This is a genomic window from Micromonospora sp. MP36 (assembly GCF_008119785.1).
GTDB lineage: Bacteria > Actinomycetota > Actinomycetes > Mycobacteriales > Micromonosporaceae > Micromonospora.
Genome location: NZ_VSFA01000002.1, coordinates 218,081 through 243,289, shown reverse-complemented (window position 1 = coordinate 243,289; position 25,209 = coordinate 218,081). Strand labels below are relative to the sequence as shown.

General features: G+C 73.0%; 25 protein-coding genes and 1 pseudogene. 6 read left to right on the top strand and 20 right to left on the bottom strand.

Annotated features, from left to right (window positions below; genetic code table 11):
* Window positions 1–14: 14 nt before the first annotated feature.
* Together FXF52_RS04260 and FXF52_RS04255 are read right to left on the bottom strand one after the other, a co-directional pair.
* Entirely contained in the window at window positions 15–1,064 is a 1,050-nt protein-coding gene (locus FXF52_RS04260) for an LCP family protein (RefSeq protein ID WP_148793909.1), read from the bottom strand.
* Window positions 1,061–1,546, bottom strand: coding sequence for a SigE family RNA polymerase sigma factor (locus tag FXF52_RS04255; RefSeq protein ID WP_148793908.1), 486 nt, complete (start codon window positions 1,544–1,546; stop codon window positions 1,061–1,063). The genes FXF52_RS04260 and FXF52_RS04255 overlap by 4 nt, the downstream gene beginning before the upstream one ends.
* A gap of 178 nt (window positions 1,547–1,724) precedes the next feature.
* Here FXF52_RS04255 and FXF52_RS04250 point away from each other — a divergent pair, with 178 nt between their 5' ends.
* The 4 genes from FXF52_RS04250 to FXF52_RS04235 all read left to right on the top strand — a co-directional run bounded on the left by FXF52_RS04250 (window position 1,725) and on the right by FXF52_RS04235 (window position 8,379).
* On the top strand, window positions 1,725–3,293 hold the full coding sequence (locus FXF52_RS04250) for an LPXTG cell wall anchor domain-containing protein (RefSeq protein WP_148793907.1): 1,569 nt from the start codon (window positions 1,725–1,727) through the stop codon (window positions 3,291–3,293).
* A gap of 250 nt (window positions 3,294–3,543) precedes the next feature.
* Window positions 3,544–5,010, top strand: coding sequence for a 3' terminal RNA ribose 2'-O-methyltransferase Hen1 (locus FXF52_RS04245; protein WP_148793906.1), 1,467 nt, complete (start codon window positions 3,544–3,546; stop codon window positions 5,008–5,010).
* Complete coding sequence (locus FXF52_RS04240; protein WP_148793905.1) at window positions 5,007–7,523, top strand: polynucleotide kinase-phosphatase; 2,517 nt, start codon at window positions 5,007–5,009, stop codon at window positions 7,521–7,523. Before FXF52_RS04245 ends, FXF52_RS04240 begins: the two co-directional genes overlap by 4 nt.
* A 79-nt stretch (window positions 7,524–7,602) precedes the next feature.
* A complete protein-coding gene (locus tag FXF52_RS04235) occupies window positions 7,603–8,379 on the top strand; it encodes a DedA family protein (protein ID WP_148794063.1) in 777 nt (258 codons plus the stop codon).
* A 166-nt stretch (window positions 8,380–8,545) separates the two neighbouring features.
* Here FXF52_RS04235 and FXF52_RS04230 read toward each other — a convergent pair whose 3' ends face one another.
* The 15 genes and pseudogenes from FXF52_RS04230 to FXF52_RS04155 form a co-directional block, all read right to left on the bottom strand.
* Window positions 8,546–8,923 (bottom strand): helix-turn-helix transcriptional regulator, encoded by a 378-nt coding sequence (locus FXF52_RS04230; protein WP_007073957.1) that lies wholly within the window; start codon window positions 8,921–8,923, stop codon window positions 8,546–8,548.
* A gap of 57 nt (window positions 8,924–8,980) precedes the next feature.
* Window positions 8,981–9,520 carry an orotate phosphoribosyltransferase gene (pyrE, locus tag FXF52_RS04225; protein ID WP_148793904.1) on the bottom strand — a complete coding sequence of 180 codons (540 nt, stop codon included), beginning with the start codon at window positions 9,518–9,520 and terminating at the stop codon, window positions 8,981–8,983.
* Between the two features lie 166 nt (window positions 9,521–9,686).
* Window positions 9,687–10,496, bottom strand: a complete 810-nt coding sequence (locus FXF52_RS04220) for an SDR family oxidoreductase (RefSeq protein WP_148793903.1) — start codon at window positions 10,494–10,496, stop codon at window positions 9,687–9,689.
* A gap of 305 nt (window positions 10,497–10,801) precedes the next feature.
* Window positions 10,802–11,413 (bottom strand): annotated as a pseudogene (locus FXF52_RS04210) (hypothetical protein); the annotation flags it as partial.
* 72 nt (window positions 11,414–11,485) lie between these two features.
* Window positions 11,486–12,259, bottom strand: a complete 774-nt coding sequence (locus FXF52_RS04205) for a hypothetical protein (RefSeq protein ID WP_148793902.1) — start codon at window positions 12,257–12,259, stop codon at window positions 11,486–11,488.
* Window positions 12,260–12,349: 90 nt separating this feature from the next.
* Window positions 12,350–13,918 carry a polyamine aminopropyltransferase gene (locus tag FXF52_RS04200; RefSeq protein ID WP_148793901.1) on the bottom strand — a complete coding sequence of 523 codons (1,569 nt, stop codon included), beginning with the start codon at window positions 13,916–13,918 and terminating at the stop codon, window positions 12,350–12,352.
* A complete protein-coding gene (locus tag FXF52_RS04195) occupies window positions 13,915–14,673 on the bottom strand; it encodes a hypothetical protein (protein ID WP_255471727.1) in 759 nt (252 codons plus the stop codon). Before FXF52_RS04195 ends, FXF52_RS04200 begins: the two co-directional genes overlap by 4 nt.
* A 77-nt stretch (window positions 14,674–14,750) precedes the next feature.
* Window positions 14,751–15,173 carry a DUF350 domain-containing protein gene (locus tag FXF52_RS04190; RefSeq protein ID WP_148793899.1) on the bottom strand — a complete coding sequence of 141 codons (423 nt, stop codon included), beginning with the start codon at window positions 15,171–15,173 and terminating at the stop codon, window positions 14,751–14,753.
* Window positions 15,174–15,203: 30 nt separating this feature from the next.
* Window positions 15,204–15,629, bottom strand: a complete 426-nt coding sequence (locus FXF52_RS04185; protein ID WP_148793898.1) for a DUF4247 domain-containing protein — start codon at window positions 15,627–15,629, stop codon at window positions 15,204–15,206.
* A complete protein-coding gene (locus FXF52_RS04180) occupies window positions 15,626–16,117 on the bottom strand; it encodes a DUF2617 family protein (RefSeq protein WP_148793897.1) in 492 nt (163 codons plus the stop codon). The genes FXF52_RS04185 and FXF52_RS04180 overlap by 4 nt, the downstream gene beginning before the upstream one ends.
* Before the next feature lie 2 nt (window positions 16,118–16,119).
* On the bottom strand, window positions 16,120–16,749 hold the full coding sequence (locus tag FXF52_RS04175; RefSeq protein WP_148793896.1) for a DUF4178 domain-containing protein: 630 nt from the start codon (window positions 16,747–16,749) through the stop codon (window positions 16,120–16,122).
* Between the two features lie 84 nt (window positions 16,750–16,833).
* The gene (locus FXF52_RS41485) at window positions 16,834–17,664 is read right to left on the bottom strand and encodes a hypothetical protein (RefSeq protein ID WP_187413319.1); all 831 of its coding nucleotides are present in this window, start codon (window positions 17,662–17,664) and stop codon (window positions 16,834–16,836) included.
* Window positions 17,665–17,722: 58 nt separating this feature from the next.
* Window positions 17,723–18,097 (bottom strand): hypothetical protein, encoded by a 375-nt coding sequence (locus FXF52_RS04165; RefSeq protein ID WP_148793895.1) that lies wholly within the window; start codon window positions 18,095–18,097, stop codon window positions 17,723–17,725.
* A gap of 181 nt (window positions 18,098–18,278) precedes the next feature.
* A complete protein-coding gene (gene clpB, locus FXF52_RS04160; protein WP_148793894.1) occupies window positions 18,279–20,870 on the bottom strand; it encodes an ATP-dependent chaperone ClpB in 2,592 nt (863 codons plus the stop codon).
* Window positions 20,871–20,955: 85 nt separating this feature from the next.
* Window positions 20,956–21,606 carry a TetR/AcrR family transcriptional regulator gene (locus FXF52_RS04155; RefSeq protein WP_148793893.1) on the bottom strand — a complete coding sequence of 217 codons (651 nt, stop codon included), beginning with the start codon at window positions 21,604–21,606 and terminating at the stop codon, window positions 20,956–20,958.
* 83 nt (window positions 21,607–21,689) lie between these two features.
* Here FXF52_RS04155 and FXF52_RS04150 point away from each other — a divergent pair, with 83 nt between their 5' ends.
* Complete coding sequence (locus FXF52_RS04150) at window positions 21,690–22,826, top strand: epoxide hydrolase family protein (RefSeq protein WP_148793892.1); 1,137 nt, start codon at window positions 21,690–21,692, stop codon at window positions 22,824–22,826.
* A gap of 63 nt (window positions 22,827–22,889) precedes the next feature.
* Here FXF52_RS04150 and FXF52_RS04145 read toward each other — a convergent pair whose 3' ends face one another.
* Window positions 22,890–23,141: a hypothetical protein gene (locus FXF52_RS04145; RefSeq protein ID WP_148793891.1), complete on the bottom strand. Its 252-nt coding sequence runs from the start codon at window positions 23,139–23,141 to the stop codon at window positions 22,890–22,892.
* A complete protein-coding gene (locus FXF52_RS04140; protein WP_148793890.1) occupies window positions 23,138–23,455 on the bottom strand; it encodes a DivIVA domain-containing protein in 318 nt (105 codons plus the stop codon). The genes FXF52_RS04145 and FXF52_RS04140 overlap by 4 nt, the downstream gene beginning before the upstream one ends.
* Before the next feature lie 316 nt (window positions 23,456–23,771).
* Here FXF52_RS04140 and FXF52_RS04135 point away from each other — a divergent pair, with 316 nt between their 5' ends.
* Window positions 23,772–23,990 (top strand): winged helix-turn-helix domain-containing protein, encoded by a 219-nt coding sequence (locus tag FXF52_RS04135; protein WP_148793889.1) that lies wholly within the window; start codon window positions 23,772–23,774, stop codon window positions 23,988–23,990.
* 121 nt (window positions 23,991–24,111) lie between these two features.
* Here FXF52_RS04135 and FXF52_RS04130 read toward each other — a convergent pair whose 3' ends face one another.
* Window positions 24,112–25,185 carry a hypothetical protein gene (locus FXF52_RS04130; RefSeq protein WP_148793888.1) on the bottom strand — a complete coding sequence of 358 codons (1,074 nt, stop codon included), beginning with the start codon at window positions 25,183–25,185 and terminating at the stop codon, window positions 24,112–24,114.
* Window positions 25,186–25,209: the final 24 nt, after the last annotated feature.

Genomic DNA, 25,209 nt, shown 5'->3' with positions numbered 1-25,209 from the left:
GCGCCCCTCCCACGTCAGCGCAGCGTGTTGACCTGGTCCGGGTGGGCCTCCGTCCACTCGCCGAGCCGGTCGTTGCGCAGCGCGTCGAGGAAGCCCGGGGCGAGAGCGGGGTCGAGGCCGAACCCGATGGTCGGCTTATCCACATACCGGACTGGCAGCCCGAGCCCGACCGGCTCGGCGTCGGCCGCCTGCCCGGCCATCGACACCAGACTGGGCAGGGACAGGTCCCCGGTGTCGGTTACCAGGCCGGAGCCGACCTGCCCGATCAGCTTCGAGAACAGCACGGGATCGGTCAGTCCACCGCGCTCGTGGATCTGGCGGAGCAGCCCGGCCGCGTACCGTTCGGCGTTGCGGTCCCGGTCCCGGGCCGCGTCACGTAGGCCGTAGCGCTGGCGGAGCAGGTCTACCACCTCGCCGCCGCCGAGTTGCTGACAGCCGGCCGGAAAGCGCCGGTCGGTGTGCACCGAGCGCACCGGGGCGGGCAGGCAGACCGGTACGCCGCCGACCGCGTCGGTGAGGTCGCGCGCCGCCCGGTACGTCAGCACCGCACCCGCGTCGATCCGTACGCCGGTGAGCTGGGCGACCACCTGTCGGGTGCGGTCGTAGCCGCGGGTCAGGTCGCCGTTGCCCGACGTGGCACTGGAGGTGAACGACTTGTTGAGCTTGTCCGTCCCCTGTCCGGGGATCGGCACCAGCAGGTCACGCGGGAGCGAGACGAGGTAGAGCCGGCTCCGATCCGCTGGAACATGCACCAGCAGGATGGAGTCGGCCCGGCGGGATTCGTCGGGGCCGGCCGCGTCGACGCCGAGCAGCAGCACGTTCAGCGCGCCGGTGGGTGCCGAGGCGGTGGGCTCCGCCAGCAGGGTCCCGGCCTCGCGGTGCTGGGGAGCGATCGCGGTGAAGCCGGTCAGGGCCGCGGCGACCACCGCCATCGCCGTACCGGCGAGCCGGAGGCGGCGCCGGCGGCGGACCACGGTCTGGTCGATGGCGGCCCGGACCGGACCGGCGGGCGGGGCCAGCGACTCGTGCCGGGCGAAGGCGGCCCGCAGGTCGTCCTCGATCATGAGCAGACCTCCACGTACTCGGCTCGGAGGGTGGCCAGCGCGCGGGAGATGCAGGAGCGGACCGTCCCGACGGCGCAGCCGAGGATCTCGGCGATCTCCGCGTCGGGCAGGTCCTCGTAGTAGCGGAGCACCAGCGTGGCGCGCTGCCGGCGGGGCAGCCGGGACAGCCAGGACCAGACCTGGTCGCGGTCCACCGCGGACTGCGCGTGGTCGGTCGGCGCCGGCACCGCCTCGTCCGGGTCGCTGCGCAACAGCACCCGACGGGCCCACGAGCCGCGCCGCCAGTCGACGTACTGGTTGGTGAGCATCCGGCGGACGTACCGCTCCGGGGCGTCGGTGCGGGCCACCCGCCGCCAGTTCAGCTGGACCCGCACCATGGTCTCCTGCACCAGGTCCTGCGCCTGGTGCGGATCGCCGGTCAGCATCACCGCGTACCGCAGCAGAGCACCCAGCCGCGCGTCGGCGAACTCCTCGTACGTCACCTGCACCTCCCGGTGTCCCGCCTTGTTGACGGACCCGGGGCGACCGAACATTGCACCGGCGGCGATCAACCTTTCGGTCGGTTCGGCGGGCCGACCAGCCAATCGGGACAGCGACGCGACTTAAGGATTCTTTAAGCTCCACGGGCTCCCCCTGAAAATTCACTGGAGGAACCCCCACATGCTCAGCAACTCCACCCGGCGCTGGCTCGCCGGGTTGGGCGTAGCAGGCGCGTTCGTCGCCGCCTCCGCCACCCCCGCCGCCGCCGCCGAGGCGCCTTTCGAGATCGTCACGCACGACCTGCTCGTCGCGCCCGGCCACATGGACTACGGCTGGTTCTTCGCACACTCGACCGACTCCGAGTCCAAGCCGAAGTTCGGCCGCACCACCGTGGACATCGACCTCTCCAAGGTCGCGGACTTCGCCACCGTCGAGCCGTCTTGGGGCTGGACGTGCGACGTGTCGCCGACGAAGCTCCACTGCGAGGCCGACCTCCTGGACGGCGAAGAGCCATGGTTCGACTACATGGTCACGGGCAAGGACAACGCGAAGCCGGGGCAGCAGGGTGATCTGGCGATCAGCATCACCTCCGGCGGCAAGACGGCCACCGCGACGGCCGGCATCACGATCGCCGAGGGTGTCGACCTGGTGAGCGACGAGACCGTCGAGGCCAGCGGGGCCCCGGGCACCCGCGCGGGCGTGCCGGGCGTCGTGCGCAACGCCGGTGACACCACCGTCGACGGCACCGTTCTCGTCGTGCAGGCCGATTGGCTCGCCTCCTACGGCGGCGACTTCTCCAACTGCAAGTCGGACGAGTTCGGCATGTACGCCTTCTGCACCTTCGACACCAAGATCGAGCCGGGCAAGTCGTACCAGCTCTCGGAGAACCTGCCGATCAAGCTGCGGCCCGAGACGCGTACCGGGGCCAAGTTCCCGATCTGGCTGGACTGGTGGACCACGGACGACTGGAACCAGGCGTTCAAGGACTGGCCGCAGGACGACATCAAGCCCGGCAGCGGCGGCGAACTCCGGCTGGTCGAGCAGACTCCGCGCGCGGCGCGGGTGCCGCAGACCGACCTGGACAAGCTGAACAACATGACCCTGGCGATGGTCCGGGTGACCGGCAACAACCCGGCGGACCTGGAGGCCAAGGGCGCCACGGCCAAGGGCAAGAAGGGTGACGTCGTCACCGTCCGACCGAGCTTCACCAACCTGGGGCCGGCTGTGCTTGAGTACCAGGGCCAGGGGACGCCGGGCATCGAGCTCGAGGACCTGCCGGTCCGGATCTCCATCCCGGAGGGCACCACGGCTGTCGAGGCGCCGTTCGATTGCGTGCCGTACGCGCCGGGCAAGGAATGGGACCCGTGGAACGCCGGCTGGGGCGAGCCGGGCGCCAAGGAGTACGCCTGCCAGGTCACCGAGAGCCCGAAGGACATGAACAACCCGTACGAGTTCGGGCTTCGCATCGACAAGGTGCTGCCGGACGCCACCGGCACCATCACCACGAAGCTGGCCGGTGACCCGAACACGCAGAACAACACCGCCAAGATCGTCGTCAACCCGACCGGCGCGGGTACCCCGGGCGACGGCGGCCAGGGCGGCGGTGGCCAGGGCGGCGGGGACGGCGGCAGCCTGCCGATCACCGGTAGCTCCACCGCTCTGATCGCCGGCGTCGGTGCCCTCCTGCTGGTCGCCGGGCTGGGCGGCTACGTGGTGGCCCGCCGCCGCAAGACCCGCTTCGTCGCCTGACCGCAGGCACCCGACGAAACCAAGGTGCCCCGCCGACCCCCGGTCGGCGGGGCACCGTCATATCCAGGCCACCCCGACAGCGCCACCATCAGCGGCAGCAGCACCAACCCGCAAGGCCCGGACGGCGGCCCCGACGGGTTTCCGGGGAGCCCCGCCCGCGGCGGGATCAAGCCTGACCGCCCGGAGCGGGCGGGGCTCCCCGGAAACCCACCGACAAAAAGAAATCGACACCCCTGAGAGCATCGAAACCGTGCTGCTGACCCTGACCACGACCCACCGCCCCGCGACCGACCTCGGCCACCTCCTCGTGAAGCACCCGGACCGCGTGCAGAGCTTCGACCTGCCGGCGGGCACCGCGCACGTGCTCTACCCCGAGGCGGACGAGCATCGGTGCAGCGCGGCGCTGCTGGTCGAGATCGACCCGCTGCGGCTGGGCGGCGGTCGCGGTCGCGGCCGGGCGCAGGCGGCCACCCCGGAGACCTTCACCCTCGGCCAGTACGTCAACGACCGCCCGTACGCCGCGTCGAGCCTGCTCTCCTCTGCCCTGGCCAAGGTGTTCCGGTCGGCGCTACGCGGCGAGTCCCGCGAGCGGCCGGAGCTGGCCGCCACCCCGATCCCGCTGGAGGTACGCGTCCCGGTGCTGCGCTGCCGGGGCGGCGCCGAGCTGGCCGTGCGGGTCTTCGCCCCGCTCGGCTGGACGGTGACGGCCACCCCGATCCCGCTGGACGAGGCGTACCCGGAGTGGGGCGACAGCCGCTACGTGGACCTGGCCCTCGCCGGCACGCTGCGGCTCGCCGACGCCCTCAACCACCTGTACGTCCTGCTGCCCGTGCTGGACGACGCCAAGCACTACTGGGTGGCGCCGGACGAGGTGGACAAGCTGCTCCGGGCCGGCGCGGGCTGGCTGGCCGACCACCCGGAGCGGGGCCTGATCAGCCGCCGCTACCTGGCCCACCGCCGGGCACTGGCCGGCGAGGCCCTGGCCCGGCTGGCCGAGCTGCGCCTCGCCGACGAGGCGCCCGCCGACGACAGCGTTGACGACAACAGCGTCGACGACGACCAGCCGCGCGAGGCACCCCGCGCCGCGCTGGCCGTACGTCGGCGCGAGGCGGTGCTGGCCGCGCTGCGGGCCAGCGGGGCCGGCCGGGTGCTGGACCTGGGCTGCGGGGGCGGGGCGTTGCTCACCGCGCTGGTCGCCGACCGGCGGTTCACCGAGATCGTCGGCACCGACGTCTCCAGCCAGGCGCTCACCCTGGCCGCCCGGCGGCTACGGCTGGACCGGCTGCCGGAGCGGCAGCGGGAGCGGATCCGGCTGTGGCAGTCGGCGCTGACCTACCGGGACGACCGGCTGCGCGGGTACGACGCGGCGGTGCTGATGGAGGTGATCGAGCACGTCGACCCGCCGCGCCTGCCGGCGCTGGAGGACGCGGTGTTCGGGCACGCCCGGCCCGGCACGGTCGTGGTGACCACCCCGAACGTCGAGTACAACGTCCGCTACGAGGGGCTGGGCGCGGGCCGGTTCCGGCACACCGACCACCGGTTCGAGTGGACGCGGGCCGAGTTCGCCGCATGGGTCGAGCGGGTGTCGACGACCCACGGCTACACCGCCACCATCGACGGCGTCGGCGACGAGGACCCGGAGGTGGGTAGGCCGACGCAGATAGCGGTGCTGACCAGCACGGAACACACGACCCGGAAGGGGGAGATCAGCGCATGACCACCCTGGACATTCCCGAGCTCGCCCTGGTGGCGCTGGTCGGCGTCTCCGGGTCGGGCAAGTCCACCTTCGCCCGGCGGCACTTCCGGCCCAGTCAGGTGCTCTCCTCGGACGCCTTCCGCGGGATGGTGGCCGACGACGAGAACGATCAGTCCGCCTCGGGCGACGCGTTCGACGCGCTGCACCACGTCGCCGGGCTGCGGCTGCGCCGGGGCCGGCTCACCGTGGTCGACGCGACCAACCTCCAGCCGCACGCCCGAGCCGCGCTGGTGAAGGTGGCGCGCGAGCACGACGTGCTGCCGGTGGCGATCGTGCTGGACGTGCCGGAGGCGCTGGCCTGGGAACGTACGCAGGGACGGGCCGACCGGACGCACGGCCGGCAGGTGCTCGCCCGGATGCAGCGGGACCTGCGGCAGTCGTACGGGCGGCTGGCCCGGGAGGGCTTCCGAAAGGTGCACGTGCTGCGCGGGGTCGACGAGATCGACGCCGCCGAGATCCGCTACGAGAAGCTGTTCAACGACCGGCGCGAGCTGACCGGGCCGTTCGACATCGTCGGCGATGTGCACGGCTGCCGGGAGGAACTCGAGGCGCTGCTGCTCCGGCTCGGCTACACGCTGCATCGCGACGACGCGGGCCGCCCGGTGGACGCGGTGCACCCGGCCGGGCGTACCGCGGTCTTCGTCGGCGACCTGGTGGACCGCGGCCCGGACTCCCCCGGCGTGCTCCGCCTGGTGATGGGCATGGTGGCGGCCGGCCACGCGATCTGCGTGCCGGGCAACCACGAGCAGAAGCTGCTGCGCAAGCTGCGCGGCCGGGACGTGCGGCTCACCCACGGCCTGGCCGAGACGATGGACCAGCTGGCGGCGGAGCCGGAGCGCTTCGTCGCCGAGGCGGCGGCCTTCATCGACGGTCTGGTCAGCCACTACGTGCTGGATGGCGGCCGGCTGGTGGTCGCGCACGCCGGCCTCAAGGAGGCCTACCAGGGCCGCGCGTCCGGCCGGGTCCGCGCCTTCGCGCTGTTCGGGGAGACCACCGGCGAGACCGACGAGTACGGCCTGCCGGTGCGCTACCCGTGGGCGCGCGACTACCGGGGCTCGGCCACGGTCGTGTACGGGCACACCCCCACCCCGGAGCCGGAGTGGGTGAACAACACCATCTGCATCGACACCGGCTGCGTCTTCGGCGGGCGGCTCACCGCGCTGCGCTACCCGGAGAAGGAGCTGGTCTCCGTCCCGGCGGCGAAGGAGTGGTACGCCCCGGCCCGCCCGCTGGTCGCGCCGGCGCCGGCCCGCCCGGACACCGTGCTGGACCTGGCCGACGTCACCGGGCGGCGGCACCTCACACACGCGTACGGGACGCTGACCGTGCCGGCGGAGAACGCCGCCGCCGCGCTGGAGGTGATGAGCCGGTACGCGGTCGACCCGGGCCGGCTGGTCTGGCTGCCGCCGACCATGGCGCCCTGCTCGACGTCGACGGTGGACGGGTTCCTGGAGCACCCGGAGCAGGCGTTCGCCGACTACCGCTCGGCCGGGGTCGAGCGGGTGGTATGCGAGGAGAAGCACATGGGCTCGCGGGCCGTGGTGCTGGTGGAGCGGGAGCCGGGACGGTTCACCGGCGGGGCGGTGCACACCCGCACCGGTCGCCCGTTCTTCGGCCCGCCGCTCGACGACGAACTGCTGGCCCGGGTCCGCGCGGCGGTCACCGCAGCCGGGCTCTGGGCGGAGCTGGACACCGACTGGCTGCTGCTCGACTGCGAGCTGCTGCCCTGGTCGGCGAAGGCGGGCGGCCTGATCCGCGAGCAGTACGCCGGGGTGGGCGCGGCCGGCCGGGCGGCACTGCCGGCGGTGCTCGCCGCGCTGGACGCCGCCGCCGGGCGGGGGTTGCCGGTCGGGGAGCTGCGCGGCCGGATGGCCGACCGGGCGTCCGAGGTCCGGGCGTACTCGGCGGCGTACCGGGCGTATGTCGGGCCGACCGACGGGCTGCGCGGGGTGACCCTGGCGCCGTTCGCCGTGCTGGCCGGGGCCGGGGCGAGCTACGCCGACCGGGACCACGGCTGGCACCTGGCCCTGGCCGACCGGCTCTGCGCGGCGGACCCGGAGTTCTTCACCGCGACCCGGCGGCAGGTGGTCGACCTGACCGACGAGGCGGCGGTGACGGCGGCGACCGACTGGTGGCTGGCGCTCACCGCGACCGGCGGCGAGGGAATGGTGGTCAAGCCGTACGCCGGCCTCGCCGCCCGCTCGCCGAAGGGCGCGCTGCTCCAGCCGGGGATCAAGTGCCGGGGCCGGGAGTACCTGCGGATCATCTACGGTCCCGGGTACACCGAGCCGGGGCAGCTCGCCGCGCTGCGCAAGCGCTCGCTGGGGCGCAAGCGGGGGCTGGCCCTGCGCGAGCACGGCCTGGGCCTGGCCGCCCTGGACGCCCTGGCCGAGGACGCCCCGCTCTGGCGCCGCCACGAGCTGGTCTTCGCCATCCTCGCCTGCGAGTCCGAGCCGCTGGACCCGCGGCTGTGACCGGTACGCCCGGTCCGGCGTGAGGCCGGACCGGGCCCGGGTACCCTTTGTGGCCGTGGACACAGCCGAAAAGACCCGGATGCTCTCCGAAAGCGTGGCGCTGAACCCGCTCGACCCGAAGGACCTGATCCACACCTTCGGGTTGATCGGCGTCTGGGCGATCCTCTTCGCCGAGACCGGCCTGCTGGTCGGCTTCTTCTTTCCGGGCGACTCGCTGCTCTTCCTGGCGGGGGTGGCCGCCTCGCCGGTGGCGGACGCGATCTTCGGCGCCGGCACCCGCCTGCCGCTGGCCGCGCTGCTGATCGGCGGGCCGATCTGCGCGATTCTCGGCGCGCAGCTCGGGCACTGGCTCGGCCACCGGTACGGCCGGCGGATGTTCGACCGCCCCAACTCCCGCCTGTTCAAGCGGGAGTACGTGGAGAAGGCCGAGTACTACTTCCAGAAGTTCGGGCCGGCGAAGGCCGTGGTGCTGGCCCGCTTCATCCCGATCGTGCGGACCTTCCTCAACCCGGTGGCCGGGGTGCTCGGTATGCCGGCCCGGCAGTTCCTGCTCTGGAACGTGGTCGGCGCGATCCTCTGGGTGGACGGCATCCTGCTGGTCGGCTACCTGCTGGCCGACCAGATCTACAACGCGATCGGCGACAAGATCGACCGGTACATCCTGCCGGTGGTCGCCCTGATCATCGTGATCTCGGTGCTGCCGATCTTCTTCGAGTTCCTCCGCGACCGGCGGGCACGCAAGCGCGGCGAGGCCGCCGCGGTGGTGGCCGCGTCCAGCGCGGCGGGCGCGGCCGACGCCTTCCGGAACGCCGTCCAGGACGACGACCAGCGACGCCGCGGGCCGCAGGACCGCTGACCGACATACGCCGATGGCCGGTCCCCTCATCGGGGGCCGGCCATCGGCTTACGACCTGTCGCTCTGCGGGTGGTGCGGATGACGGGCAGCCGTCATCGCCCGCTGGTGACGCCACCCCTGCACGCCACCAGTCACCAGCCCGGCGGGACCTCGGACAGGTCCGGTGTCAGCGGGCCTTCTTGGTGGCCCGCTTACGCGGCGGGGTCAGCAGATCCGCGATCGTGGCGATCGCGGTCGGCACCAGCCGGTAGTACGCCCAGACACCGCGCTTCTCCCGCTCCAGCAAGCCGGCCTCGGTGAGGATGCGCAGGTGGTGACTGACCGTCGGCTGCGAGAGGCCGAGCGGCGCGGTGAGGTCACACACGCACGCCTCGCCCTCGGGGGCCGACTGGATCAGGCTGAGCAGCCGCAGCCGGGCGGGGTCGGCGAGGGCCTTCAGGACCCCCGCGAGCCGCTCGGCGTCGGCACGTTCGATCGGCTCGCCGGCAAGCGGCGAGATCTGAGGCATGGTCATTTCAGCCAACGCAGTTCCCACGTATTCCATCCTTCCACCAGCAGCATCGATCCGCCTGCATATCAGCAAGTCCGAATCGGCAAACTTTTACGCCACAAGGCCGAGGTCAGCCAACGTATAGGCCGCCCGATACGGCAGTCCGGCGGCTCGCACCGCGTCGCCGGCGCCACGATCAACAATAACCGCAACACCCACCACCTCGGCCCCGGCCTCACGCAACGCCTCGACGGCGGTCAACACGCTGCCCCCCGTGGTCGAGGTGTCCTCGACGGCCAGGACCCGGCGACCCGCGACGTCCGGCCCCTCGATGCGCCGCTGCAGACCGTGGGCCTTCCCCGCCTTGCGGACCACGAACGCGTCCAGCGGCCGGTCGGTCCCGGCCGAGGCGTGCAGCATCGCGGCGGCGACCGGATCGGCCCCCAGGGTCAACCCGCCGACCGCGTCGTACGCCCAGTCCGCGGTGAGGTCGCGCATCACCCGACCGACCAACGGTGCCGCCTGGTGATGGAGCGTGACGCGCCGCAGATCCACGTACCAGTCCGCCTCGCGGCCGGACGAGAGCACCACGCGGCCATGGACCACAGCCAGGTCGGTGATGAATTTACGCAGGTCGTCGTGGTCCTCCATGGCGATAGAGGGTACTTCGCAAGTCTGGGAGGCGTGTGTGGGGTCCTCCTGGGTCAACCCTGCGGGCGACCGACGACTGGCTATACCCGATTACGCTGTGCGACCGTCCATCCGGATTCCCGGCCGCCGATCCCGGCCACGGGACGCTCATCCGGTGGGCCGGCGGTCAGTCCCGACCCCGACCGACCCGCCCTCGGGTGTCCCGGGAGACGCCGCGCAGCAGCCGTCGCGGCGCGTGCCGCAGGCCCGCCACGGCCAGCTTGTACTTCCAGCTCGGCACGCTGACCAGCTTGCCTTTTCCCAGGTCACGCAGTCCTTCGTCGACCACCTCGGCGGGCCGCAGCCACATCCAGCCGGGCGTACGCGACATGTCGATGCCGGCGCGCTCGTGATAGCCGGTGCGGGTGTAGCCGGGGCACAGGGCCATCACGCGGACGCCGAGCGGCGCCACCGACTGGCCGATCGACTCACTGAAATTCGTCACCCACGCCTTGCTGGCCGAGTAGGTCGACCCGGGCATGGGCACTCCGAAACCCGCAACCGAAGAGACATTTATCACTGCCCCGGCGCCTCGCTCGATCATCGGTGGGAGGGCGGCGTGCGTCAGCCGGAGCACGGCCAGCACGTTCAACCGCAGCAGCCGAGCCTCGTCCTCGACCGCCGAGCGGACGAACGGGGTGTTCAGGCTGATACCCGCGTTGTTCACCAGCAACCCGACCGGCGGCTCGGCGACGAGGCGGCGTTCCACCAGGGCACAGCCGTCGTCGTTGGACAGATCGGCGGAGATCGTCTCAACCCGGCGGTCGTGCCGCTCGGTGAGTTCGGCGGCCAGGGCGTCGAGCCGGCCGGCGTCCCGGGCCACCAGGATCAGGTCCCAGCCGTCGGCGGCCAGTCGGCGGGCGAACGCCTCGCCGATGCCCAGGCTGGCACCGGTGATCAGCGCACGGCGCGGAGCGGGGTGCGGTTCGTCGGTCACGGGCGGTCCTCGGGGGGTGGCGTCGGTCCGGGTTCCGCCGACGCGGCCGGCGGGGTGGGCGGCGGGCCCGCCGGGCCAGACCCGATGTGCGGCGGCACGGGCGGGCCCCAGGGCGAACCTGATCCGTCGGCGGGCGAACCGGCGGGCGGCGGCGCCGAAGCCGGCGGACCGTAGGAGGGCGACGACGACGCGGGCGGACCGGAGTACGGCGAGGCCGCCGGGCCGGAGTTCGGCGGACCGTAGGCCGGCCCAGCCGGCGGGGTGGTCGGCCCAGTCGGCGGGGTGGTCGGCCCGCCCGGCGGGACCGGTCCGGCCGGAGGCAGCGGGCCGGAGGCCGGCGCGGTGGGCACGGCGCGGCGGAAGAAGGCGCTCGCGCCGGGCAGCATCAGCAGGGCGGCGACCACCAGGTAGCCGAGGATCTGGGCTACCGACAGCGCCGCGTTCAGCGGGATCCACCAGCCCGGGTAGGTGTCGCCGAGGCGGGCGAGCAGGTCGGCGGTGACCCGCTCGTCGGCACCGAGGCGCAGCGGGGCGGCCCGCTGGCCGACCAGCACCGCCAGGGCACAGCAGCCGCAGAGCAGGCCCAGGCCGGAGACCACCCAGGTGCCCACCCGGGCACCGGGGCGACCGGCGAGCAGCCCGAGAGCGAGCCCGACGAGCACCAGCCCGACGACCACGCCGACCACGGCCGCCAGCGCGGTGGAGGCACGCAGCAGCGACACCAACGGGTCGACCTCGCTCGCGCCGGCGCCGGTGGCCCGCGCCGCCACCCGGAACCGGTCCACCGTGCCGGGCGTGACCGCCAGGTTGGCGATCGCGTACGCCACGGCGCCGACCGCCATCAGCAGCAGCAGCACCGCCGCCGCCGCGACCACCGCCCCCGGACGGCGAGGCGGAGCCTGAACGGGGTACGACACGACAGATCCCTCCGGTAGGCGTCGGCTTGCAACCTACTCGGAGGGATCGTCGGAGTCGCTCTTATCGGGGCGTCAACTTCCGGATGGGGGCTGGGGGCCGGGCCGGTCCTCGGGGGCCGACGACGGACCCGACGGCCCGGGCTGACCGGGCTGACCGGGCTGGCCTGGAGCGGGCGGGTAGTCCGGGGCCGACGGGTAGCCGGGCGCCGGCGGCTGACCCGGGTAGCCCGGGGCGGGCGGGTAGGCCGGGTAGGCGCCACCCGGCACGGGCGACTCCCAGGCCGGCTTCGGCTTGCGGAAGAACTCGTTGGACTTCGGCAACGCCAGCAGGATCAGGGCGGCCAGCAGGGCGAGCAGGCTGAGCAGGCCGAGGAGGAGGGTGACCGGGCCGTACCAGGATGGCAGGGCGTCGGAGAGCCGGCGCTGGAGTTCCTCCGGGCTCGGCATGTTGCCGCCGGGCGCGCCGCCGCCGGTCAGGCCGCCGGTCGCGTTGCTCACCAGGCCGCCGCCGTTGCAGCAGAACAGGATGCCGCCCACCACCCAGGTGGTGATCCGGGCGCCGTTCTTGCCCCGGTTGTTCAGCAGCGCGAGGACCACGAGCCCGATCGCGAACAGCAGCGAGAGCACGGCGCCCCCGAGGGCGGCCGCGTACGCGAAATCGGCCGCCTGCTCGGCGGCGGTGCCCCGGTAGGCGTCCCGCAGGACGTTCCGGACGGTGCCGATGGTGGTGAGCGTCAGGATCAGGTTCACCACCTGGATGGCGGCAACGAGAATGAGCAGCCAACTGGAGAGCGTCACCACACCCGGGCGGCGGGTACGGGCCGGGGGCCCCTGGGCATCGACCATTGTTTCTCCTTCCCTAGATCACACGACCACCGTAACGAGACCCGGCCAGCAGGGCACGGCACGAGAGCCGGGACCCGCCGCGCCCGGGGATCAGTAGCCGCGCCACTCCGCGCGGGCGTACTCCAGCACGTGGGGTTGCAGCAAAGTGGACGCGGGCACGTCCACCCGGGCCCGGTCGGCGGGGAAGGTGGTCGCCGCGGCCAGCACCGACGGGGTGAGGAAGCGCAGCGGCGGAGCGTCGGCGGGCAGCTCCGGCGCCGGCGGGGCGGTGCCCGGCGCGGCCAGCACGAAACCCCAGTCGCCGAAACTCGGCACGTCCACGTGGTACGGCACCGTGCCGAAGCCGGCCTCGCGGACCGACCGCTCGATCGACCAGTACGACCTCGGCGCGAAGTACGGCGACCCGGCCTGCACCACCAGCCGCCCGTCGGGGGCGAGCACCGAGCGGATCAGGGCGTAGAACTCGACCGTGTAGAGCTTGGCGGTGGCCGTCTCGTCCGGGTCGGGCAGGTCGGCCACCACCACGTCGAAGCGTTCCGTGGCGGTACGCAGCCAGCCGAACGCGTCCAGGTTGAGCACCCGCACCCGGGGGTCGGCGAACGCGTGGTGGTTGAGCTCGCGCAGCTGCGGCTCGGTCTCCGCCAGCCGCACCACGGCCGGGTCGAGGTCGACGACGGTCACCCGGCGCACGTCCGGGTACTTCAGGATCTCCCGCAGCGCCAGCCCGTCCCCGGCGCCGAGCACCAGCACCTCGCCGCGCGGGCCGCGCAGCGCCGGATGCACCAGCGATTCGTGGTAGCGGTACTCGTCGACCGAGCTGAACTGGAGGTCGCCGTTGAGGAAGAGCCGCAGGTCGGTGTCGGCGTGGCCGATCTCCCGCACCGACCGGGTCAGCACGATCTCCTGGTAGCGGCTGCGTTCGGCGTGCACCACCGGGTCGCGGTAGAGCTGCTGGCGGGCGGTCACCTCGAAGTCGTGCGCGGTGACCCAGGCGTACCCGAGCAGGAGGGCGACCACGACGGAGCCGGCGCCCAGCGCGAGCCGCGCCCGGCGGCCGAGGTCGGCCCGGAAGACCGTGCACACCAGCGCGAGGCCGGCGACCGCGTTCACCGCGCCGACCACCAGGGTGCCCTTGAGCTGGCCGAAGACCGGCATGAGCAGGAACGGGAAGGCCAGCCCGCCGAGCAGCGCGCCGACGTAGTCGGCGGCGAACAGGTCGGCCACCGCACTGCCGGCGGACTGCTCGCGGATGCGTTGCAGCAGCACCATCAGCAGCGGGATCTCCGCGCCGATCAGCAGGCCGAGCACGAAGGCGGTGCCGACCAGCGCCGGCCCGTAGAGGTCGAGCCAGGCGAACGCGGCGTACAGGCCGAGCACGGAGAGGCCGCCGAGCAGCGCGAGGGTCAGCTCGACCGCGGCGAACGCGGCCGCCGCCCGGGACTGCCAGGGCTTCGCGGCGAGCGCGCCGACGCCCATCGCGAAGACCATCACGCCGAGCACGATCGACGCCTGGCCGACGGCGTCACCGATCAGGTAGCTGCCGAGGGCGACCAGCGCCAGCTCGTACACGAGACCGCAGGCCGCGCAGACGAAGACCGCGAGCAGGACCGCCGCGCGGGCCGCGCGCCATCGCGGCGGCGCCGGCGCGTCGGTGGTCACGCCTCCTCCCGGGTACGCCCGGCGGCTCCCGCCCCGGCGCGCTGCCCGGGCACGCGTCCCCGGGGCTTGCGACCACTCCGGCTCGGCGCGTCTGCCGCCGCGCCGCGACCCGGAGCAGTCGTCCGGCGCTGCGCCACCCCCACGGTGACGAAGAGCGCGGCGAGCAGGAGGAGCGCCACGGTGGCGAGCAGCCAGCCCCAGCGGTCCCGCCAGAAGTCGTTGCCGGCGTCCGGCAGTGGGCTCGCCGAAGCCGCCGAGCCGGCGGTCGGGGTGGCGGCCGGTGCGGCCAGACCCGCCTCGGCGGCGAGCAGCGGCAGCGTGGTGGCGGCCCGGGTGATCGCCCAGCCGGGGTCGTCGATGAAGGTGTCCTCGTCGAGCCCGAACCGGTCCAGCCCCCGCGCGATGCCGGACAGGTCGGCGAAGTCGATGTCGTCCGAACCCTCCACCTGGATGTAGGCGGAGTCGTTCGCCTCGCTGCTCTCCGAGGTGTAGGTGATGTCCGCGCTGACCTCGATCCAGCGCGGGCAGTCCGGCGCGTCCCCGACCGCCGTCCCGTCGCCGAGGTTCGAGCCGACGCTCACCACGTCGTACCCGTCGGTCAGTCGCCAGCCGTAGCAGATCCCCTGGCTGGTGAAGGCCTCCCGCAGGATCGGCACGGTGTCGGTGCGCTCGTCGGTCGCCGGCGCGGGGACGTCGAGGTCGGATCCGCTCGCACAGCCGGCGAGGCAGAGGCCGGCGACCCCCGGGACGATCACGCGGACCAGGGCCGCCTCCAGCGACGTCGACTTCCGGCCTGTTGACCTGGCCGCAGCCGGTCGCGTCCCGCCGCCCATCAGCTGATCGCGGCGGCGATGATCGCGCCGGTGGCGAGGTGCACGACGGCGCTGACCCAGACCGCCGGGTGCGGCTCCGGGTCGACCAGCAGTTCGCCCAGCTTGCCGGGGGTGGCCACATCCAGCAGCACGAACGCCGCCGCCATGATGACCAGACCGAGGATGCCGTACGCCGCCGCGCCGACCAGGCCGAGCAGGAAGTCGTCCGGGCTGGCGGCGATCGCGGCGACCACGATGATGCCGACGCCGGCCAGGTTGGAGGCGAGCAGCAGCGCCGCGTTGCGGTTGCGCTCGGTCCAGATGAGCTGGTCGAGCCGGCCCGGGGTGGCCAGGTCGACCAGCAGGTAGCCGATGCCCATCAGGACGACGCCGACCACGCCGTAGGCGAGAGTGACCAGCAGATCGGTGACGAGATGCTGCACAGGGGACTCCAGGGTGAGGGGTCGGACGGGCTACTTGCCGGCGCCGGGGCCACCGCCCCGGACGGTGCTGCCACGGCCCCAGCCCCAGCCGCGGCCGACGACGTGGTGGTAGCGGGGGTAGGCGGTGGTCATCCGTTCCAGCAGGATCAGCGAGCCGGCGGCGACCGGCAGGATCACCACCGAGTCGTCGTCGTAGCGCAGGTAGACGCCGCTGCCGTCGACGTACTCGTCGGCCGGCTGCCAGGCGTCGGTGACCTCCTTCGCCACCTGGCTGGGCGGCCGGGTCGAGGTGTACGCGAGCGCGCCGGAGCCGATGTCCCGGCTGGCCGCCCGGGCGTAGTGGTCCTCGACGTAGCCGCGCGGGGAGAAGTTGCCGTAGAAGACGGCGAAGGCGGCGATCAGCGCGCCGACCACGGCGACCGCCACCCCCACCACGAACCACCGTCGGTACGTCACAGCTCCACCACCGTCTCGGTCAGGACCAGCTCGTTGGTCTGCGGGTACGCGTGCCAGGTGCGCCAGGCCATCGAGCCGTCCGGCGGATCGGGGCGGACGGAGAGCGCGGTGACCGCGTCCACGTCACCGGGGAAGACCCCGACCAGCGCGTACGGGTCGTCGGCCAGGTCGGCGCGGAGCGCGGCGACGCGGGTACGCAGGCCGTCGCCCTCCGGGCGCAGCACCGTGGCGGTGAACCGGTAGCCGGCGTCCTCGTCGTACAGGGTCTCCGGCAGGTGCGGCGGGCGGCCGGGCAGGCAGGCGACGGTCTCGACCAGCTCACCGCAGACCACCTGGTGCGAGGCACCGAGCAGGCGCAGCCGCAGTCGGATGCCGCCGGGCAGGGCCAGCTCGCGGACGTGCAGGGCGGGACGTTCCGGGCCGCCGAGGGTCAGGCTCAGGTCGGCGGCGCGGGTGTCGACGTACGGGGCGTCCAGGGCGACCAGCACGCTCAGGCCACCTGCTCCGGACCGCCCTGCGGGTAGATCATCACCTCGGCGCGGTGCAGCTTCTCGCCGAGGTTCACCTCCCAGCCGGCCTCCCCGTACGCCTCGAAGGAGAGCCGGGCCCCGCCGGGCGCCTGGTAGTCGTGGTAGCGCATGGTGCCGCGGGGGTCGAGGCCGGTGCCCTCGGTGGCGGTGTAGCGCGCCTGGCCGGACTCGTCCCAGGTGTAGCGACGGCCGGCGACGTCCAAGGTGGGCGCACCGGGGGTGACCGTGGCGGACGGTTCGCTGGTCCAGAGCACCAGTTCCAGGTCCGGGTCCGACTCGACGGAGAGCCAGCGCTTCACCCCGCCCGCGTCATCGAGCAGGTGCTCCGCCCAGCTCCAGCCGCCCTCGACGAGATGCACCGAGCCGCGGACGGTGTACGGGACCTGGCGGATCTCCACGATGTCGCCGGGCTTGAGTTGGCGGGGGTCGCCGCGGAGCGCGTCGGCGTCCCGGTCGCGGAACGGGTCGCCGGGGGTCTGCGGGCGGGGCCCGGTGCGGGCCTTGCGCAGCGCCACCACGGCGATCACCACACCGGCCACCCCGACCAGACACCCCAGGGTCACCAGTAGATACGCCAGCGTTCCGTTCACGACCGCCTCCCCACACGCGTCGGCGGAGACGGTAACAACCGGAGGCACGCCGGCCGAAACGCCGTTCGCTGAGTGTGTGGTCAGCTACCCGGCGTCGCTCACCCCCTGGGTGGGATCGGTGGGCGGCCCGTCGGGCGCCGCGGCGGGATCGATGGGCGCGGCGGGCGCGGCCGGACCCGGGGCGGCCGGACCGTACTGCCCCGGCACGCCGTGGGCCCGGGGATCGGGGCAGATCATGTAGCCGGGCGGCAGCAGGAAGGCGGACGGCGCCGGATAGCCGGCTGGCAGGCGGGGTGGTTCGGCGGCCTGCGGCACGAACCAACGGTGGGACGTGGGCAGCGCCAACAGCACGACGGCCGTGACGGTGAGACCGAGGACCAGCAGCGCGATCAGTCCGCCGCCGGCGAAGAAGAGGTCCCCCTGTGGATCGGTGCCGTAGAGAGTCTGGCTGAACGTCGACTCCTCGGGAAGGAACTCGGGGGGCACGTCTCCCGCCTCCATCGGGGCGCCGAACGCGAAGAAGAACGGCAGCGCCGCACCCGCGCAGCAGCCTTGGCCGACGCCGACCAGCAGTTGCAGGCCGCCGGCCACGAAGACGGCGATCCGGGCGCCGTTGCTGCCCCGCCGGACACCCCGGGCGGCGACGCCGAGGAGGGCCGCGAACAGCAGCACCGGCACCCCCAGCACGCAGGACATCATGACGTTGCCGAAGCGCTCACCGTCCACCTCGGCCGGGTCGGCATCAGGCACCAGCCGGGCCGCGTGGTCGATCTCGCCGTCCCACCAGATCGCGTGCCACACCAACAGACCGGCCGCCACCAGCAGCAGGGCCGCCGCGGCGAGCTGCATCCAGGACGCGGTCGTGACGGCCGTGGGGCGGGGTGGGCGGGCCGGCGGGGCGGCGGTCAAGGTCATCCCGGCAAGCTACGGGCACCCACCGGTTTCCGGAGTCCCCTTTCCGGCCGACCGGTGGTCACCGTCCGGCGAGGCGTTCCGTGGCGTACTCGCGCAGGCTGGCCCGGCCCATGAGGCAGCCGGTGAACGTGGTGAACTGGGCCTCGTCGTTCCGCAGCTTCGTCCAGGCCGCGCGCCCCGCCGCCACGTCGGCCTGGTCCAGCAGCGTGGCGGCGTACGCCTTCCCGGCCGGCGACCCGTGGTTGAGCAGCCAGTCGACCTGCTTGCGGGCCGCGTCGGGATGCTCGTCCAGCGCCTGCTCGACCCGCCGGTACGCCTCGGTCTCGGGCAGCAGCGTGCCCGCGAAGCCGACCCCGCCGAACGCGAGCGTGTCCGCCCGGGCCAACTCCTCGACGGCCGCCTCCAGCTCCCGGTCCTTTCCGTTCCCCACCATGGCTCCATCCTTTCCCCGAACGCCCCACCTACTACCCGTTGATCGGGAAGTTGTCGTTGGTCGCAACAACCGGCGCGAGCCGGGACGCAGCGGGACCGCAGGATGTGGATGTCGATGTAGGTGCCGGCCCAGGAGCAGGGCCGGCCCCGCCCCAGCGGTGGGGCGGGGCCGGGCGGACGGGTCAGGCGGCCGTGACGGCCAGACCCTCCTTGCTGTCGGCCAGGTCGACCTTGACCGTGTCGCCGTCGCGGATCTGGCCGGCCAGCAGCGCCTTCGCGAGCTGGTCACCGATCGCCGACTGCACCAGCCGGCGCAGCGGACGGGCCCCGTAGATCGGGTCGTACCCGTGCTCGGCGAGCCAGCTCCGGGCCGCGTCGGTGATCGCCAGGCCGAGCCGGCGGTCGGCCAGCCGGCGGCGCATCCGGTCCAGCTGGATGTCGACGATGGCCCGCAGGTCCTCGCCCTGCAGGGCGGCGAACACCACGATGTCGTCGAGGCGGTTGAGGAACTCCGGCTTGAAGTGCGACCGGACCACCGCGAGGACGCCCTCCCGGCGCTGCTCCTCGGTCAGCGTCAGGTCGCTGATCACCGACGACCCCAGGTTCGAGGTGAGGATCAGGATCGCGTTGCGGAAGTCCACCGTGCGGCCCTGACCGTCGGTGAGCCGGCCGTCGTCGAGCACCTGGAGCAGCACGTCGAAGACGTCGGGGTGGGCCTTCTCCACCTCGTCCAGCAGCACGACCGAGTACGGCCGGCGGCGCACCGCCTCGGTGAGCTGGCCGCCCTCCTCGTAGCCGACGTACCCAGGCGGGGCACCGACCAGGCGGGCAACGGAGTGCTTCTCGCCATACTCGCTCATGTCGATGCGGACCATGGCCCGCTCGTCGTCGAAGAGGAACTCGGCGAGCGCCTTGGCCAGCTCGGTCTTGCCGACCCCGGTCGGGCCGAGGAAGAGGAAGCTGCCGGTCGGACGGTCCGGGTCGGCGACACCGGCCCGGGCGCGGCGGACCGCGTCGGCGACGGCGCCGACCGCCTCGGACTGGCCGACCACCCGCGAGCCCAGCGACTCCTCCATCCGGAGCAGCTTGGCGGTCTCCCCCTCCAGCAGGCGGCCGGCGGGGATGCCGGTCCAGGAGGCGACCACGGCGGCGATGTCGTCCGCGCCGACCTCCTCCTTGAGCATCGCGCCGTCGGCCTGGAGCCGGGCCAGCTCCTCCTCGGCCTGCTTCAGCTCGGCCTTGAGGGCGGGGATCCGGCCGTACCGCAGCTCGGCGGCGCGTTCCAGCTCGCCGTCGCGCTCGGCCCGCTCGGCCTCGCCGCCGAGCCGCTCCAGCTCCTCCTTGGCCGTGGAGAGCTTGGTGATGTGGTCCTTCTCCAGCTTCCACCGGTCGGACAGGGCGGTGAGCTGCTCACGCTTGTCGGCCAACTCCTTGCGCAGCCGCTCCAGCCGCTCGGCGGAGGCGGCGTCCGGCTCCTTGGCCAGCGCCATCTCCTCGATCTCGAGCCGGCGGACCGCCCGCTCGATCTCGTCCACCTCGACCGGCCGGGAGTCGATCTCCATCCGGAGCCGGGACGCGGACTCGTCGACCAGGTCGATCGCCTTGTCGGGCAGGAACCGGTCGGTGATGTAGCGGTCGGACAGGGAGGCGGCGGCGACCAGCGCGGCGTCGGTGATCCGTACGCCGTGGTGCACCTCGTAGCGCTCCTTGAGGCCGCGCAGGATGCCGATGGTGTCCTCGATGGTCGGCTCGCCGACCAGCACCGGCTGGAAGCGGCGCTCCAGCGCCGGGTCCTTCTCGATGTGCTCGCGGTATTCGTCGAGCGTCGTCGCGCCGACCATCCGCAGCTCACCGCGGGCCAGCATCGGCTTGAGCATGTTGCCGGCGTCCATCGAGCCCTCGCCCTTGCCGGCGCCGACCACGGTGTGCAGCTCGTCGAGGAAGGTGATGACCTGCCCGTTGGAGTTCTTGATCTCCTCCAGCACGGACTTCAGCCGCTCCTCGAACTGGCCGCGGTACTGCGCGCCGGCCACCATGGCACCCAGGTCGAGCGAGACGAGCTTCTTGTCCCGCAGCGACTCGGGCACGTCACCGGCGACGATCCGCTGGGCCAGGCCCTCGACGATCGCGGTCTTGCCGACGCCCGGCTCACCGATCAGCACCGGGTTGTTCTTGGTACGCCGGGACAGCACCTGGATCACCCGGCGGATCTCGGAGTCCCGGCCGATGACCGGGTCGATCTTTCCCTCGCGGGCGCTGGCGGTCAGGTCCACGCCGTACTTGGCGAGGGCCTGGTAGGTCTGCTCGGGGTCGGCGGTGGTGACCCGGCGGTCCCCGCCGCGGACGGTCGGGAATGCGGCGACCAGGTTCTCCTCGGTGGCGCCGGAGTTCTTCAGCACGACGGAGACCGCGCCGCCCACCCGGGCCAGGCCGGCCAGCAGGTGCTCGGTCGAGGTGTATTCGTCGCCCAACGGCCGGGCGATCTGCTCGGCGGCGCCGATGGCGTTGACGAACTCGCGGGCCAGGGTGGGCTCGGCGATGCTGGAGCCGTGCGCGGCGGGCAGGGCGTCGACCGAGCGCTGGGCGACCCGACGCAGCTCGGCGGGGTCGGCCCCGACGGCGCGCAGCAGGCCGGCAGCGGTCGAGCCCTCGGTGTCCAGCAGCGACAGCAGCAGGTGCCAGGGCTCCACGGTGGCGTGGCCGCGCTGATTCGCCAGCGCGACGGCGCCGGTGATGGTCTCGCGGCTCTTGGTGGTGAGGCGTTCCGTGTTCATGGGCTCCCCCGGATCGGCGTGTCCACTGGGAACGACACAACCAGAGTTGAGTCTATTCCGCTCAACTCCAGCGGTGTGAGCTGACTCACTCGGAGCGTCGCCACCGCCAGTCGAACTCCCCAGCGGCCGGCGGCGGCCCGGGCAGTGGCGGCTCGGCCACGGCGAGACCGGCCAGCAGCAGCGCCAGGTGCCGGCGACGCAACTGCCGGGTCCGCTCCGGATCGGGTACGCGGATCGCGGCACACCCCTCCAGCAGCAACCCGACGTCCTGCACCACCACGTCGGCGCGGAGCCGGCCGGTGCCCCTGGCCCGCTCGACCAGCTCCGCGGTGAGCTCCCCGGAGCGCACCGCGTCCCGCCCCATCTCCTCGGTCGGCGTGAAGGTGCCGGCGAGCTGCACGGTCAGCGAGTGCACGTCGGCATCGACGACGCGCTCCAGGAACCCGGCGAAGGCCCGCCAGCCGTCCGGGTCGGCGGCGGACTCCTCGGCCACGGCGATGTAGCGCCGCAGGCCGTCGTGGCAGAGCTTGCGGAGCAGGTCCTCCTTGCCGGCGTAGCGCCGGTAGAGGGCGCTGATGCCGACGCCGGCGCGCTCGGCGACGGCGGCGATGGGCGCCTTCGGATCGTCCAGGAAGACCGCGCGGGCGGCTTCCAGGATCACCGCGTCGTTCCGGGCGGCCTGGGCACGGCGGCCGGGGAGCTGGGGAGCCTCGGGAGCCTCGGTCGGGTTGGGCATGGATCCAGACTAGCAGTGGAACGGATCGTTCCGCTCTGCTATCGTGAAACGGAACGAAGCATTCCGTTCTAAAGGAGCAGCGCATGTCCAGCACCGCCATCCGCCCGTTCCGCGTCGAGATCCCGCAGGCCGCGCTCGACGACCTGGCCGTCCGGCTGCGCCGCGTCAACTGGCCCGGGGAACTGCCCGGCGCCGGCGAGGCGTACGGCATGCCGACCGACCGGGTCCGTGAGCTGGTGAACCACTGGTTGGAGACGTTCGACTGGCGGACGGTCGAGGCGCGGCTCAACGCGTACCCGCAGTTCGTCACCGAGATCGACGGCGAGGACATCCACTTCCTGCACGTCCGGTCGTCCCGGCCGGACGCCGTCCCGCTGGTGCTCACCCACGGCTGGCCCGGCTCGGTGGTCGAATACCTGGACGTGATCGCCCCGCTGACCGCGCCGGCCGACCCGGACTCGCCAGCGTTCCACCTGGTCATCCCGTCGCTGCCCGGCTTCGGTTTCTCCGGCCCGACCCGCACCGGAGGCTGGAACCGCTACCGCACCGCCCGCGCCTGGGCCGAGCTGATGGCCCGCCTCGGCTACGACCGCTACGGCGCGGTCGGCAACGACGGTGGCTCCCTGGTGTCGCCCGAGGTCGGCCGGATCGACCCGGAGCATGTGCTCGGCGTGCACGTCACCCAGCTCTTCTCGTTCCCGTCCGGCGACCCGGCCGAGTTCGCCGGACTCTCCGAGGCCGACCAGGCCGCGCTTAAGCACCTGCAGTGGTTCTACGAGAACAAGTTCTCCTTCAACCAGGTGCACAGCCAGCAGCCGCAGACCCTGGCGTTCGCGCTGGCCGACTCGCCGGTCGGGCTGCTCGCCTGGAACGCGCAGCTCTTCGACGAGAGCCTGGACGCCGACTTCATCCTGGCCAACGTGGCGATCTACTGGTTCACCGGCACGGCCGCCTCGTCGATGCGGTTCTACTGGGAGGACGCGCACACCGCCGAGCACCCGACCGGGCCGACCACCACGCCCACGGCGCTGGCCATGTTCCCCGGCGACTTCCAGTCGATCCGCCGCTTCGCCGAGCGGGACCACGGCAACATCGTGCGGTGGACGGCGTACCAGACCGAGGTCGAGGGGCGCGGTGACGTCGGCGGCCACTACGCGGCCCACGAGGCGACCGACGTGCTGGTCGGCGACATCCGCGAATTCTTCGCCTCGCTTCGCTGAGCCTCGGCCGCTCACGTGCCCGGCCGGAGACTGCTTTCGGCCGGGCACGGCGCGCTGGCCGGATCAGCGAGGCAGGCGGGCCGTGCAGGGGGTTTCATGGTCGGCGCGCAGGACGCAACGCCGGCCGCCGTCGAGCTTTCGGTCACAGAAAACCCAGTGACGTACGCATTGATTGTCCTCGGTCGAGACGGTGATCCCGCCGAGGTCGACGGCCGCGAGGAAGGCCAGGGAGCGGCCTGCCGTCCGGCCGAGCATCTTCGCGCGGGCCAGGTCGGGTGCCCGGACCGGCAGGTGGATCACGTAGCGGCCGGTCACGGCTGCCTGGCCAGGTCGCGCATCGTCGGAGCCTGGCGGGACTGCCACTCGCGGAGCGCGTCCTTGATCCGGGCCGTCTCCGCTCGGCTCCGGATCACCTCGGCCTCGGCGGCAGCGAGGTCGCTGGCGACCCGGTCGAGGAACGCGGCGACCTCGACCGGGTCCAGGCCGCGCCGGCGGGTGGCGAAGGTGCGGCTCCGCACCTGCCACGGCCGCAGCGGAAGGTACGACGTCGAGCGGTACGCCCCGGCCGGCGGCTGGTAAGCCGGACCGGCGTTCCGGCGCTTCGACCGGGGTCGCAGGAAGTTGCGCACGATGCTGATCCCTTCTCGACATCAGTGATCGAGGCAGAGGGCAGCGGCCCAGCCAAGCACCATTGATCAGCCAGGCCGCCCGTCCTGCCACCGCAGCCCTGCTCGGCGGCCAGCGGCGGACAGTAGGCCAGATCCGCCAGGTCGGGACGGACCACGGGGGATGCCCGTCCCGACCAGATGAGCGCCCCAGTGCCATCCGGAAGCGTTCACAGGGAACCTACAATCGGTAGCGGTTGTAGGTCAACGACCAACCCGCGATTGCTTGAGGTTGGAGGTTGCTGCGTGATCGAATGGGCGTGCCATCCGGGGAGTGTGTATGCCCAAGCAGCAGTACCAGGTGCTCGCAGACGAGCTGAAGAGCAAGATCGATTCGGGAGAGTGGCCGCCCGGCACCAAGCTGCCGAGCCGGTCACAGCTGTGCAAGGAATACGGCGTGTCGGACACCGTGGTCGGCAAGGCGATGATGATCCTGCGCGCGACCGGTCTGACCGAGACCCTCGAAGGCGTCGGAGTCTTCGTCGCCAAGCCTGAGTAGGGCGAAGAGATCCGCCTCAGCTAGCCGGTGGCACAAGCGATTCAGCTCCAAAGGACGCCACCACCACAGGTACGGGTCGCCGGAGCGCCGCCCGGAACAGCGGCGGCAACCCTGGAGGCCGTCAGTCGCCGGCCAGGACCACCCGGATCCATCGCCGGGCGCCGACCGGGCCGACGGCCAGCACCGTCTCGTCTGGGGCGCGGGCCGCGAGCGTGCCGTCGGCCAGCAGCGACAGGTAGTGCTCGGGGCCGACCGGCCAGTCGACCCGCTGATACCGGCCGTCGACCACCACCCCCACGCCGTCCGGCCCGGTCACCGCCAGCCGCCCGGCACCCACGGGGGCCACCGAGCCCATCCGGTCCGGATGGCCGTCGGCACGCACCAGCGCCCAGTTGCCCTGATAGCGCCAGAGCGCCGGGAAGCCCGTCCGGTCCGGCCGCTCCCCGACCAGCCAGGCCTCGCCGTCGGGCGAACGGGTCACCCGCAGCACACCCACCTCGCCGTCGGGCGCCGGCACCGGCGTCCGCTGCCAGCTCCGTCCCTGGTCCATCGAGACCGCGGCGTACGGGCGGCCGTCGGCCGCGCCCGCCGCGATCAACATGCCGCCGACCTCGCGCACCGTGTTTACGACCGGCAGTCCGGGCTGGGCAGCCAACGGTCGCAGCCGCCGCCCGTCCCAGCGGGCCACCTTGCCGGCGTCCTCGGTCACCTGGAAACGGCCGTCGGCACCCACCAACATCGGCGGCGGCGCGGCGCCCAGGTGGTGGGTGAAGGTGACGCCGCCGTCGGTCGAGGCGTACCAGCCGAACGGTTCGGCGCCGAGCACCAGCAGGCCCTGCGGGGCGTACAGCTGCTGGCTCGCGGCGACCGGCCGGGGGTGCGGCAGCGACCGCCAGGATTGCCCACCGTCCCGGGTGGCGAAGAGCAGCGCCGGGCAGTCCCGGCCGGGCGGCCGGCCGTCGCAGGTGGCGAAAAGGGCGTACGCCTGGTCGGCGTCGACGAACTCGACGAACGGCGGGTCGTACCGGTCGGGGACGGCGACCTGCACGTGGCGTACCTCGTCGACGTCGGCGACCGGCGGCGCGGTCGCGGACGCCCGGTTCGGCGGCGGCCGGCGGACGTCGCCGATCGAGCAGGCCGTCAGCGCGGGCAGCAGCAGAAGGGCGACCAGGCGGCGGGATCTTGCAGAATCCATCCGAGCTCCAACCGGGTAGCCTCA

Excerpts from the sequence above, each read along its gene's own strand:
- FXF52_RS04260 (WP_148793909.1), bottom strand. The coding sequence starts at position 1,064 with ATGATCGAGGACGACCTGCGGGCCGCCTTCGCCCGGCACGAGTCGCTG.
- FXF52_RS04250 (WP_148793907.1), top strand. The coding sequence starts at position 1,725 with ATGCTCAGCAACTCCACCCGGCGCTGGCTCGCCGGGTTGGGCGTAGCA.
- FXF52_RS04240 (WP_148793905.1), top strand. The coding sequence starts at position 5,007 with ATGACCACCCTGGACATTCCCGAGCTCGCCCTGGTGGCGCTGGTCGGC.
- FXF52_RS04235 (WP_148794063.1), top strand. The coding sequence starts at position 7,603 with ATGCTCTCCGAAAGCGTGGCGCTGAACCCGCTCGACCCGAAGGACCTG.
- FXF52_RS04230 (WP_007073957.1), bottom strand. The coding sequence starts at position 8,923 with ATGGAATACGTGGGAACTGCGTTGGCTGAAATGACCATGCCTCAGATC.
- pyrE (WP_148793904.1), bottom strand. The coding sequence starts at position 9,520 with ATGGAGGACCACGACGACCTGCGTAAATTCATCACCGACCTGGCTGTG.
- FXF52_RS04205 (WP_148793902.1), bottom strand. The coding sequence starts at position 12,259 with ATGGTCGATGCCCAGGGGCCCCCGGCCCGTACCCGCCGCCCGGGTGTG.
- FXF52_RS41485 (WP_187413319.1), bottom strand. The coding sequence starts at position 17,664 with ATGACCTTGACCGCCGCCCCGCCGGCCCGCCCACCCCGCCCCACGGCC.
- FXF52_RS04165 (WP_148793895.1), bottom strand. The coding sequence starts at position 18,097 with ATGGTGGGGAACGGAAAGGACCGGGAGCTGGAGGCGGCCGTCGAGGAG.
- clpB (WP_148793894.1), bottom strand. The coding sequence starts at position 20,870 with ATGAACACGGAACGCCTCACCACCAAGAGCCGCGAGACCATCACCGGC.
- FXF52_RS04155 (WP_148793893.1), bottom strand. The coding sequence starts at position 21,606 with ATGCCCAACCCGACCGAGGCTCCCGAGGCTCCCCAGCTCCCCGGCCGC.
- FXF52_RS04150 (WP_148793892.1), top strand. The coding sequence starts at position 21,690 with ATGTCCAGCACCGCCATCCGCCCGTTCCGCGTCGAGATCCCGCAGGCC.
- FXF52_RS04135 (WP_148793889.1), top strand. The coding sequence starts at position 23,772 with ATGCCCAAGCAGCAGTACCAGGTGCTCGCAGACGAGCTGAAGAGCAAG.
- FXF52_RS04130 (WP_148793888.1), bottom strand. The coding sequence starts at position 25,185 with ATGGATTCTGCAAGATCCCGCCGCCTGGTCGCCCTTCTGCTGCTGCCC.